At 72.1% G+C, this 11,953-nt stretch carries 6 protein-coding genes; all 6 read right to left on the bottom strand.

Annotation, left to right across the window (positions count from 1 at the left end; all coding sequences use genetic code 11):
- Positions 1–15 precede the first annotated feature (15 nt).
- Positions 16–1,632: a succinic semialdehyde dehydrogenase gene (locus ACFYXH_RS01530; protein ID WP_389559632.1), complete on the bottom strand. Its 1,617-nt coding sequence runs from the start codon at positions 1,630–1,632 to the stop codon at positions 16–18.
- A gap of 104 nt (positions 1,633–1,736) precedes the next feature.
- Complete coding sequence (locus ACFYXH_RS01525) at positions 1,737–3,629, bottom strand: protein kinase (protein ID WP_389559630.1); 1,893 nt, start codon at positions 3,627–3,629, stop codon at positions 1,737–1,739.
- Entirely contained in the window at positions 3,626–5,347 is a 1,722-nt protein-coding gene (locus ACFYXH_RS01520) for a serine/threonine-protein kinase (protein ID WP_389559629.1), read from the bottom strand. Before ACFYXH_RS01520 ends, ACFYXH_RS01525 begins: the two co-directional genes overlap by 4 nt.
- Before the next feature lie 79 nt (positions 5,348–5,426).
- Positions 5,427–7,049 (bottom strand): serine/threonine-protein kinase, encoded by a 1,623-nt coding sequence (locus ACFYXH_RS01515; RefSeq protein WP_389559627.1) that lies wholly within the window; start codon positions 7,047–7,049, stop codon positions 5,427–5,429.
- 29 nt (positions 7,050–7,078) lie between these two features.
- Positions 7,079–8,695 carry a serine/threonine-protein kinase gene (locus tag ACFYXH_RS01510; protein ID WP_389559625.1) on the bottom strand — a complete coding sequence of 539 codons (1,617 nt, stop codon included), beginning with the start codon at positions 8,693–8,695 and terminating at the stop codon, positions 7,079–7,081.
- A gap of 155 nt (positions 8,696–8,850) precedes the next feature.
- Positions 8,851–11,820, bottom strand: coding sequence for a protein kinase (locus ACFYXH_RS01505; protein ID WP_389559624.1), 2,970 nt, complete (start codon positions 11,818–11,820; stop codon positions 8,851–8,853).
- Positions 11,821–11,953: the final 133 nt, after the last annotated feature.

Raw genomic sequence — 11,953 nt, 5'->3', positions numbered from 1 at the left:
CGAAAACAGCGGAAACTAGCGCAGGCGCAGGGCCTTCATCGCCTTCAGGCTGAGGCTCATGAACGCGGCGTACTTCTCGTCGTCCATGCCGAAGGACGGCGCCAGCGGCATCAGTCGCTGCTGGGCGACGGTCTGTGCCTCGGTGTACTTGAGGATGCCCTCGGAGCCGTGCCGCCGACTGAGGCCGGAGTCCTTCATGCCGCCCATCGGGGACTGCACGCTGCCGTACGCCGGGGCGTAGCCCTCATTGATATTGACCGTGCCGGTGCGCAGCTTCGCCGCGACCGCGTGGCCGCGCTTGCCGTCCTTGGTCCAGACGCTCGAATTCAGCCCGTACGGAGTGGCGTTCGCCTGCTCGACGACCTTGTCCTCGTCCGTGAAGCGGTAGATGGAGACGACCGGGCCGAAGGTCTCCTCGGTGCAGACGGCCATCGGCGCCTCGACGCCGTCGAGGATGGTCGGCTCGTAGAACAGCGGGCCGATGTCGGGGCGGGCGACGCCGCCCGCGACGAGCGTCGCGCCCTTGGCGACGGCCTCCTCGACATGGCGGGTGACGGTCTCCAGCTGGCGCTCGCCGACGAGCGAGCCCATGTCGGCGCCGTACGCGAGGGACTTGCCGAGGCGCATCGCCTTCGTACGGGTGGCGAAGCGCTCCACGAACGCGTCGGCGATCGACTCGTGCACGTACAGCCGCTCGATGGAGATGCACAGCTGGCCGGCGGAGGAGAAGCAGGCGCGTACCGCTCCGGCCGCGGCCTTCTCGATGTCCGCGTCCTTCAGCACCAGCATGGCGTTCTTGCCGCCGAGTTCGAGGGAGACACCGACCAGGCGGGCCGCGGCGCCCTGGGCGACCTCGCGGCCGGTGCGGGTGGAGCCGGTGAAGGAGACATAGTCGGCGTGCTTGACGACCTCGGGGCCGACGACCGGCCCTTCGCCGAGAACGACCTGGAAGACGCCGGCGGGCAGGCCCGCCTCGATGAGCAGATCGCGGGCCCACAGCGCGGTGAGCGCGGTCTCGGTGTCGGGCTTCATCACGACGGCGTTGCCGGAGACGAACGCGGGCAGCGCATCACCGACGGAGAGCTCCAACGGGTAGTTCCAGGGCGCGATCTGGCCGATGACGCCGCGCGGCTGGCGCAGTTCGGTGGTCTTGGTGAGGACGGGAACGACACCGGTGTGGCGCTTGGGCTTGAGATAGGCGGGCGCCTTGCGGCCGTAGTGGCGGGCGGCGACGGCGACGGCCTGGACCTCTTCGTGCGCGTGCAGCCGGGCCTTGCCGGTCTCCAGCTGGATGAGGTCTAGGACTTCGGCCTGGCGCTCCAGGACCAGGTCGTGGAAGCGGAGCAGGACGGCGGCGCGGGCGCGGGCCGACGTCGCGGCCCAGACGGGCTGGGCGGCGCGGGCGCGTTCGAAGGCCTCCGCCACGTCCTGGGGGGTGGACTCGGGCAGGTCCGCCAGCTTCTCCCCGGTGAACGGGGTGTGGTTGGCGGTACGGCCGGAGCCGACCACACCACGGGTGAGCTGGGCGACCACCTCGGGGGTGACCACATCGGCTGCGGTGCGCGCACCGGCCGGCGCGGCGGCTGTCGGGTTGGTGCCGGGGGCGGCGGCGGGGGCCTGCGAGTCCGTCATGGGGGCGAGAGTATGCCGCATCCGGAACTTTGGGTACCCGTCGGTAACGGCTTTTCACCAGGCCCTCACCATCGCGCCAGCGATCACTGGCAGATAAGGCCTGATCAGGGGCTTGTCTCGGCTTTTCCGAGCTTCAACCGCTTCCGTACGCCCCGGAACAGATCTTGCCCGGCGGCCTCTTCCCTGCCGCCCTTGGGCATCTCGACGAGCACCGTGTAGCGCTCGCCGGCCTCGGTAACGACGTAGAACGCCAGGCGGTGGACGGGACGCGCAGTGTCGCCCTCCTGCGCGAAGTACGTCACGTCGAGCAGGGCCGCGTCAACGCCGTGGTGGTTGGCCGGCACGACGGTGCCCTTCGCCTCGGACGCGGTGAACCCACCCGCGCGCGGACCGCCGTCCGTCAGCCACTTCAGCTCGCCCCGCGCCCACTGGACGGCCGTGTCCGTCGCCTTGCCGGCGCGCTTGAGCTCGACCCAGACGGGATTGCCGCGCTCCTCGAAGGTGATCTCCTTGTCCTTCGCGAGCTCGGCCTCGGAGGTGACGGGTTCACGTGTGTACGTGGAGGGGACGGAGATCTCCGCGTCGAGCCGGGACTCGAGATAGGGGCGCCAGGTCTGCCATGCCTCCGGGGCCTCCATCGGCGGCGGGGTGGTACGGGTGGATGCGCCGGCGCGCTTGTCGTTGCCGGTGTCCGGCGAGGCGGGTGCGTACGCCCAGACCGCGATACCGACGGCGACGGCCCCGGCGATTGCGGCGAGCGCGACACGGGCGCGGGCGCGGGCCGGGGCCCTTGGTGGCGTCGAGGGGCCCGGAGCGGCCGACGGGGCGGATGCGCGGCCTCCGAGCCGTACGGTCCGGGAGTCGGAGTCGGAGTCGGCGTCGGCGTCGGAGTCGGCGTCGACCGGGCCGGAGTCGACCGGGCCGGAGTCGTCCGTATCCGGCTGCCGGGCCTCCCGCCTTCCGGGCAGCCGGCCGGCTCCGGTGGACCCGGCCACGGGCCAGTCCACCTCGGACCCTGGCCACGCCGCCTCCGGCCGGTTCTCGGTCTCCGGCGGGGTCGGCGGGCTCTCCGTCTCCGCCGGGGCCGGTGGCCGCAGCGTCGACGCGCTGCCCTCCGCGACCGCCGCAAGTTCCGTCTCCACCTCGTCGACGGACGGACGGTGTTCCGGGACCTTCGAGAGCAGGCGGACGATCAACTCCGCCAGCGGGCCCGCCTGGACCGGTTTCGGGGCCTCGGCCTGGAGGATGGCGGCGAGCGTCGACTCCAGGGTCGTACGGCGGAAGGGCGACCAGCCCTCCACTGCCGCGTACAGCAGCACACCCAGCGACCACAGATCCGACTCCGGAACGGCCGTGATGCCCGACATCCGCTCCGGGGCGATGAATTCGAGCGAGCCGACGAACTCACCGCTCACGGTCAGCGGCTCCTCGCCCTGGATCCGCGCGATACCGAAGTCGGTGAGCACCACCCGGCCGTGCGGACCGAGCAGCACATTCGCGGGCTTCACATCCCGGTGGACGATCCCCTTCGTGTGCGCCGCGCCCAGCGCGCCCGCCACGGCGAGCCCGATCCGTGCCGCCTCTGCCGGAGGCAGCGAACCGCGCTTGAGCCGTTCATGGAGCGATTCACCGCGGATCAACTCCATGACGATCCAAGGGAGTCCGCCGTCCATCACGACATCGTGGACGGCCACGGCCGCCGGGTGCTCGACCTGGGCGGCAGCCCTGGCCTCCCGCCGCAGCCGTTCGTAGAGCCGCTGCTGGGACGGCTCGCGGGGGTCGCCGGGCAGCCGTGGCTCCTTCACCGCGCAGTCGCGGCCGACGAGTTCGTCGCGCGCCTGCCAGACCGTGCCCATGCCGCCGGACCCGACACGTACGGTCAGCCGGTATCGGCCGCCGATCAGCCGGCCCTCACCGCTGCCGCCCTCACCGCTGCCGCCCTCGCCCCTGTTGCCGTCGCCCCCGTCTGCCGGCTCCGGCTGCCCCGCCGGGCTCACAGATCCTGGATCTTCAGATGCTTGACGACCCCGTCGAAGAGCTTGGCGCCCTCCCTCGCCGCCCAGCCCTCCGCGGGCCCGGCCACCCGCAGCCGCCAGTAGACCTCGTCCGCACCCTTGCCCGTGCCGACGACGCGTTCGTGCCAGCGGTACCGGATCGGGTCGTCGTTCGAGTCGCTGAACTGCACATAGTCGACAAGCGTGTCGAACGCCTTGCTGCCCTGCTGCGTCGTGGACGAGGACCTCACCTCCTGGTCCTTGATCTCGGTGCCGTCCTTGCCGCCCTTCTCGTAGTACTGCCGCCAGACGTCGGCCTCCGGCTTGAGCTCGCCCTCCACGGTCTTGGTCTCGATGCGCTCCATGTAGACCTGGAAGACACCGCTCGGATCCCAGTACGTGACGCTGTTGCCGCTGTCGCCCTCGACCCGCTCGTACTCCGCCGGGACGGCGATGTTCGCCGAGACGACCTCACGGTCCGGGCGGACCTCCCAGCCCTCCGGGATCGCGTCGCCGCCGAAGGGATCGGCGAAGATCAGGACCAGGGCGACAGCCACCGCGAGCACCCCGCCGCCGAGACCGAATTGCGCCGGCCGGTTGCCCTGCAGCACCGGCGGCACCCACCGGCTCCCGCGCCCGGCCGGGCTGCCGGCGCCCTGGCCGGGGGCGCCCGCCAGAAGCCTCGTCGCATCGAGCGGGATCTGCGGCGGCCGCGCCACCGACTCCAGCGTCTGCCGGATCTCCGCGGCGTCCGGCCGCATCGCCGGGTCCTTGCGCAGCAGTTGCATCACCAGCGTGCCGAAGGCCCCGGAACCGCGAGCGGGCGTCTGCGGCTCGGCGGAGAGCACCGCCTGCAGCGTCGCGGGGCTGTTGGAGCGGCGGTACGGGGACATGCCCTCGACCGCCGCGTACAGCACCACACCCAGCGACCACAGATCCGACTCGGGACCCGGCTGCTGACCCAGCACCCGCTCCGGCGCGATGAACTCCGGCGACCCGACGAAGGCCCCGGTCTCCGTCAGCCCCTGCTCGCCCTCGACCTGCGCGATACCGAAGTCGGTCAGTACGACCCGGTCGCCGCGCCCCAGCAGGACGTTGTCCGGTTTGACGTCGCGATGCAGCACGCCGGCCTCGTGGGCCGCGGAGAGCGCGCCGAGTACGGCGAGACCGATCCTGGCCGCCTCACGAACGTCGAGCGTCCCGTCCTGCAGCCGGTCGGCGAGCGACTGGCCGTGCACCAGCTCCATGACGATCCACGGTTTGGCGTCCTCGATCACCACGTCGTGCATGGTGACGACGGAAGGGTGGTCGATCCGGGCCGCGGCGCGCGCCTCACGCTGCATCCGCAGATAGACCTTGTCCCGCTCGCGCTCGTTCACATGGTCCGGCAGGCGTGGCTCCTTGACCGCGACGTCGCGGTCCACGACCTCGTCGCGGGCCCGCCAGACCGTGCCCATTCCGCCGTGTCCGAGGCGCGAGACGAGGCGGTAGCGACCGCCGATCAGCCGGCCCACCTCGGGATCGGTCCCGGCGCCCGAACCGACGCCGGCGCCCGAACCGGAACCGGCGCCGGAACCGGAGGCATCTCCAGAGCCGGAACCGGGCAGCTCGGACGCCTGCGTGGGCCGGTACGCGCCGCTCTGCGACGGCACCTGCGCGGCGTTCGGCGGCCGGAGTCCATAGCTGGTGGGCTCGTTCGCCCGTCCCCCATCGTTGGTCATGCTCACATCCTGGCCATAAGTGGATGTGGATACCACCGGCCCAGCGGAGCGGATGCAGACCCGTGACCGTGTCCGCGCGTCATCTGTGCGGCGTGAAGGAGTCGAGCGCGGTGTCGAAGTGCCGTCGCGCCTCGTCGAGTCGGCCGACCGGCGCCGAGACCCAGACGTCGTACATCGTGCCGTTCTCGTCCCAGCAGATGTCGTACGTGTGCCGGGGTCCCTCGGCCTGGGAGTAGCCGTTCCAGGTGAACTCCCAGAGCGCGGCGGACAGTCCGTTGTGCGTGGTCGGGGTGACCTTGCCGTCGCGGTAGCCGGGGTTGGTGTTCGGTGCGTCGGCGTCCGAGCGTCGCATCGTGCCGAGCGGCCCGTCGGAGGCGGGGTTCTGCACCCGGACGCCGATCCTGATGCTCTTGTCGGGCGCCATGAAGTAGACCCGTTTGTCGTCCTCGGAGCGGAAAAAGCCCTCGGGGACGGCGAGCGCGAACCCGTCCGGGTCGGCCACGGTGAGGTAACCGTCCGGCGCCACGGGCCTGTTGGCGGCGCCGGCGGCAGGGGTGGTGACGGTCACCGTGGGGGTCGGCTTCGCGCCCGGGGCGGGTGACTGTGCGGTGCGTACCGGCGGCGTACTGCTCACGACCGTAGGGCTCGGTGTTCTTCCGGCCTGTGCGCCGCCCGGCCCGTCGTCCTGCAGCAGCACCGCGGCCGCCCCTCCCGCTCCGGCCAGCGCGGCGACCAGGGCGGCGGCGACCAGGAGCGGCGCACGGCGGCGGGGCGCGGACGGGGGCGCCGGCGCGGCGACCGGCTGCCGGGGCGAGGACGCGGGTCGCGTGTCCTGGCGGGTGGGTGTGTACTGCGCCGCGACCACCGGCAGCGAGCCCGTCGTGATGTACGTACGCAGCAGATCCTCCGCCTCCGTCGCACCGAGCCGACGCTCCGGGTCCCGCTCGAGGAGCCCCATGACGACGGGCAGCAGTGGGGCTGCCTGCGCGGGCGGACGGATCTCGTCCTCGACGACGGCGTGCAGAATGCCGCCCAAGGAATCGCGGCGGAACGGCGATTCACCGCTGAGCGCCGCGCACAGCAGCACACCGAGCGACCACAGATCGGACTCGGGACCGGCCGTGTCGCCCGACATCCGCTCCGGCGCGGTGTACTCCGGCGATCCGACGAACGACCCCGACTCGGTGATCGTGGTGGCCCCGGCGAAGTGCGCGATGCCGAAGTCGGTGAGGACGACCCGCCCGGTGGACTCCTCCAGCAGCACGTTGGCGGGCTTCAGATCCCGGTGCAGCACCCCGAGCCCGTGCGCGGCACGCAGCGCGCCGAGCAGCGCGAGCCCCATCCGCGCCGCCTCCGCCACATCGACCGGACCCCGGCGGGAGATCCGTTCGGCGAGCGAGCCGCCGTCGACCAGTTCCATGACGATGTACGCGAGTCCGTCGTCCACCACCACGTCATGGACGACGATGACATGCGGGTGCTTGACCCGGGCGACGGCGCGGGCCTCACGCAGGGGTGCGGCCGCCGAGGTGTACGGAGACACCGGACGGCCGGAGTTCCCGTCGTCAGGATGGAGCTCCTTGACGGCCACACGACGGCCCAGCAGCTCGTCGTCCGCGCGCCACACGGTGCCCATGCCCCCGCGCCCAAGCCGGTCCAGGAGCCGGTAGCGGCCCGCGATCAGCCGCGATTCCTCGGACACGCAACTCCCCCTCGATCAGCCTGCGTCCATCATGCCGGAGGCTGCCAGCCGCCGAGCATGGTGTCGAACTGTTCGCGGGTCGTCGCCCAGTCCTCGGCCGGGCCCGACATGTAGAGCGCGTACTCCGTGCCGTCGTCCTCGTAGTAGATCTGGTCGATGGCCCGCCGCTTGCCCGGGAAGTCCGTCTTCTCGGTCCAGGAGAACTCCCAGAGCGCGGAGTTCGTATGGCCGCGGAAGGTATTGGGGCGCAGCTTCACCTTCTGGTACTTGGGCAGGCGCTTGACGCTCTTCTCCATGTCCAGCATGTGCATGTACGGATTCTCGAAGTCCGGCGAGGTGTCGCTGCTGATCCGGATGCGGTGACGGCCGTTGTCGGGCGTGTAGTCGATCTGGTCGCCGTCCGTCTGGCGCGTCCAGCCCTTCGGCACCAGCAGGCTGAAGCCTTCCGGGTCGTCGACGCGGTGCCAGCCGGACGGTGCGGACGCCGACGGGGAGGTGTCCGGGGTCGACTGGGTGCCCGTACTCTCCGAGCCGTTCTTGCCGGCCGCGTACTTCATGGCGGCCAGTCCCGCACCGCCGCCGACGACGGCGGCGAGTACGACGACGATCGCCGCCATGCGCAGCCGGCCGCCGCGCCGCGGTGCCGACGCCGAAGCGGTCGTGTTGGCGGTGGTGCCGGCGTTGGTATTGGTGTTGGCGGAAACCGGGACAGGTGCGGGCCGCGTCGGCGCGGGCATCCTGGCGGTCTCGGGCCGCACATTCCGCTGGGTCGTCCGCTGAGTGGGCACCTGCGGCTGCTTCGCGGCCGGCCCCCGGCCGTCCATCGCCGCCAGCAGCATCCGTTCGGCCTCGGCGGCCGAAGGGCGGGCGGCGGGGTCCTTGCGCAGCAGCTCCATGATCACGGGCGTGAGCAGACCGGCCGACTCGGGGTGGCGCGGCTCCTCGGCCACCACCGCCTGCATGGTGGAGAGCGGCGAGGAGCGACGGAACGGCGACTCGCCCTCCACCGCCGTGTAGAGCGTCGCGCCCAGTGACCAGAGGTCGGAAGCGGGACCCGGATCGGCGCCGCGCACCCGCTCGGGAGCCAAGTAATCGATGGATCCGACTATTTCCCCGGTGCGGGTGATCGTCGAGTCGCCCTCGATCGCGGCGATCCCGAAGTCGGTGATCAGGACCCGGCCGTCGCGGTTGAGCAGTATGTTGGCGGGCTTGACATCCCGGTGGAGCACACCGGCGGCGTGCGCGGCACCCAGCGCGCGCAGCACGTGCAGCCCGATGCGGGCGGCCTCGAGCGCCTGGATCCGTCCGGACTCCTTGGCCGCGTCGGCGAGCGAAGGCCCGTCGACGTACTGCATGACGATCCAGGGGCGCGAGTCGTGCTCGAGCACGTCATGGACGGTGACGACACCGGGGTGGCTGATCCTGGCGGCGGCCCGGGCCTCTTTCTGAGTGCGGGCATGCAGGACGATCCGGTCGGCTTCGGAGGCATATCGCCCCGCGGTCAGCTCCTTGACCGCGACGACCCGGTGCAGCACCTCGTCGTGTGCGCGCCAGACCTTGCCCATGCCGCCGGTGCCGATCGTCTCGCTCAGCCGGTAACGCCCGGCGAGCAAGAGACCCGCGCCCGTGCTCTGAGAGTGTTCCACGTCCCCCGCCCCGTTTCCTTGGGATCACAGGTTACGGAGGTGAAGTACGGGCGCGGAACCTCGGATGGCTCAAGTGACCTCACTGTGATGCTTGTGACTCTGCGCAACGACAGGCAAAACGCCCGCTAACGGGTGTACGGCAGGTGTCCAGGTGTCTAACGGGTCGCGCGGTAGGCGTTCGTGGCTTCCTGGTAGGCCTCCGTCACCTTGTCTCGCCGGTCCTCAGGACCGATCACCTGGATGACGTGATAGCTGCCGTCGACGATCAGGGCGAGGTTGCGTACATAGACCTCACGGCCGCTGCCGTCCTGCCAAGTGAACTGGCCCTCTGCCATGGCCTGCTGCCCGACGTCGATACGGCGCAGTCCGGTCGCCCCGGCCCAGGAGGAGTCCCGGAACGGCTGGAGCTCGCGCTCCTTGTCGCGCTGGTATGCCAGCGGGTCGTTGCCGTTGGTCTTCACGGGGTCCCGGCCTGGGACGACTATCAGTGTGAAGTTTCCGTCGGTGTAGCGGACTTGGCCACTGTCATTGATGGAACGGCGCTGCCAGGTCTTGTCGACGGCGATCTGGAAGCCTTCGGGGTCCTTGCGCAGCGCATAGCCGTCCGGGAGTTTCCCGGCCGGGGCCGAGGTCTGCGGCTGCTGGGCACTCCCGGGACTGCCGGTTGAGGTCGCGGGCGGGGTGTCCGGGGCGGTGCGGTCCGGGCTCGCGCTGGTGGCCGGGGGGCGGGCGCCGTTCTTGGGCAGCGGCTGGTCCTGTTGCTGTTGGCCGGACTTCGGCATGAACAGCACCGCGTACGCGACGGCGGCCACCAGGACGACCAGGATCAGCAGCAGGAGGGTGCGGCCGAGCGCCCGCGGCCCGTGCTCGCCGCGTCCGCGCCGCTCCCGCTTCGACTTCGCGTGGCGGTGGCGGCCGTGGACCACCTCGGCCGAGCCGGCGCGGCGCTTGCGCACCAGCTCGCCCCGGCGGCGTACGACGGGCAGCCGCGTGCCGTCGACGGCACTCGCCGGCAGCGGCACGACGTCCATACCGGCCTCGGGCTCGGGCGCGGACCGTACGAGCGAACGCAGCCAGCCGCGCAGCTCCTCGAAGTCCGGGCGCTCGGTGGGGTCCTGCCGCAGCAGCGACTCGACGACGGGGCGCAGCGGACCGCACTCCTCGGCGAACGCGGGCGGCTCGGCGCAGACGAGCTGGACCAGCTCGACGGCACTCTCCTCCGGGTACGGGGCATGGCCCTGCACGGCCCGGTAGAGCAGCGCACCGAGCGCCCACAGATCGGTCGAGGGGCCGACCGGGGCGGCCAACTGCCAGTTCTCGTGGACGGGTCCGGCCTGCTCGGGCGCCCATCGCTCGGTGACGGCACCGACGACCGCGATGCGCGCCTGCCGGGCGCGCTCGGCGGCGAGCGGCGTGGCGGGGCCGCGGTACGCGGGGGTGCCCCCGCTCGCGACGATCTCGTCCCAACGCCCGGTGGGGGCGCTGCTGCCGGCCACGACGGGCTGCCGCTGGGCGTCTGCGCGCAGTGCGTCCCCGCCGCCGCCGTGCTCCCAACTCCCGCTGCTGCCTGCGGCGGGGGCGGCGGGCCGGGGGCCGGACGGGGTGCCGGAGCGGGCGCCGGGCAGGGCGGGGCGGGCGCCGTAGGGGTCGCCGCTGCCTTGCGGGGCGCGTCCGCCTCCGGGCCGGGGGGCGGGCAGCGCGGGACGGGCGCCACCGTAGGGGCTGCCACCGGAGCGGTCGCGTTCGGAGCGTCCGGAGCGGTCTGAGCGGTCGCGGTCTGAGCGGTCGCGGTCGGAGCGATGGCCGCTGTCCGGTGCCGCCCGGCGCACACCGTACGGCAGTTCACCGTCGGCGGGCCTCACACCTGTGGGGACTCCATGTACGGGCCTGCCACCCGCGGGCATGCCGCTGCCGCCCGCGGGTACGGGTCCGGGTCCTTCACTGCCCGGGAACGGCCCGTCGTGCCACGTCCCGGCCAGCCGGGCGTGGCCGGGACCGCGAGAGCCGTCACCCGGATACCAACCGCCCTCGTCCTCCCCGTCGTCCTCGTCGTCGTCGATGTCGTCCACATCGATGGCCGGGCGCAGGTCGCCCGGTCGCTGGGCCCACCAGTCCGGGTCGTAGCCGGTCTGCACCGGGCGGTCCACCGGATCGCCCGGCCCCTCGTCCTGGCGCTGGTTCTCGCTGACGCGTGCAGCGGCCCTGGCGCCCGCGCGATACGCGGCGATCGCGCCCGCCCTGGCGGCGCGGACATCCGGCACACCACCGCGGGCCCCGCTGCCCGGCAGCGCGACCGGCGCTGCGGGCGAAACCTCGTACGGACCGTCATCCTCGGCATCCGCCGCGACATCCGCATCCACCGCGACATCCGCATCTACCGCGACATCCGCATCCGCCTCGTCGTCCGCATCTTCCGAGCGGGCAGTCTCCAGCGCGGCCCGCCCCGGCGATGCGGGAACTCCCCCCGCAGGCAGCGGCTCCAACTCCGCGTCAATAACCTCGTCCTGCTGGTCACTCTCCTCCGGCGGCTCCGGCACCGGGGCGTATCCGCAGAGCGCCTCCTCGGCCGCGCCGGACGCAAGTCCGGTCAGAACCACGCGCCCGTCGTCACAGACAAGCACTGTGCGGACGGTGATGTTCCGGTGGGTCCAGCCGTGCGCGTGCAGCACACGGAGCGCGGTGAGCACATCGGAGGCGACCTCGGCCGCGCGGTACGGACTGAGCGGCTTCTCCGCAAGGAGTGCCGCCAGCGGCCGGGCCGCGACGCGTTCGCTCACTATCCAGAGCGAGCCGCCCTCCGCGAAGACGTCGAAGACCTGGTCCAGGCGCGGGTGGTCGGGGATCTGTGCCGCGGCCTGCGCCGCGTCGATGGCCCGCCGCACCGCCGGGTCCGTGGGCCGTCGCGTCGTGCGCCCCTGGGCTCTCCTTGGTACCGCGGCCCCGGCCATGCCGTCCGCGTCGAGCACCTCTGCGTCCACGACCTCCGGTAACGGCACCTGCCGCACCAGGACTTCCTGCCCGCTGTAGGTGTCGAACGCGCGGGTCTCGACCAGTTCGTACGCGTCGGAAGGCGGCAGCGGCAGGCGGTAGCGGTCGGCGAGCACCCGTCCCGCATAGTCGTCCACGACGCCTCCCCACGAGCGCGCTGTCCCCCGGCTGGTCCCGGAGGCCGACACCAAACCGTCAATTCCGGTCGTTTGACGGCCTCTTACGACCCCTCGCGGCTGCGTACCGTCCGCGAGCTCTCACGATACGTGG

Source organism: Streptomyces sp. NPDC002730 (genome assembly GCF_042888805.1).
Taxonomy (GTDB): domain Bacteria; phylum Actinomycetota; class Actinomycetes; order Streptomycetales; family Streptomycetaceae; genus Streptomyces.
The sequence above is the reverse complement of the archived record's forward strand: the minus strand, read 5'-3'. Positions and strand labels throughout refer to the sequence as shown.

Coding starts and splice junctions, on each gene's coding strand:
- ACFYXH_RS01520 (WP_389559629.1), bottom strand. CDS start 5,347: ATGACCAACGATGGGGGACGGGCGAACGAGCCCACCAGCTATGGACTC.
- ACFYXH_RS01530 (WP_389559632.1), bottom strand. CDS start 1,632: ATGACGGACTCGCAGGCCCCCGCCGCCGCCCCCGGCACCAACCCGACA.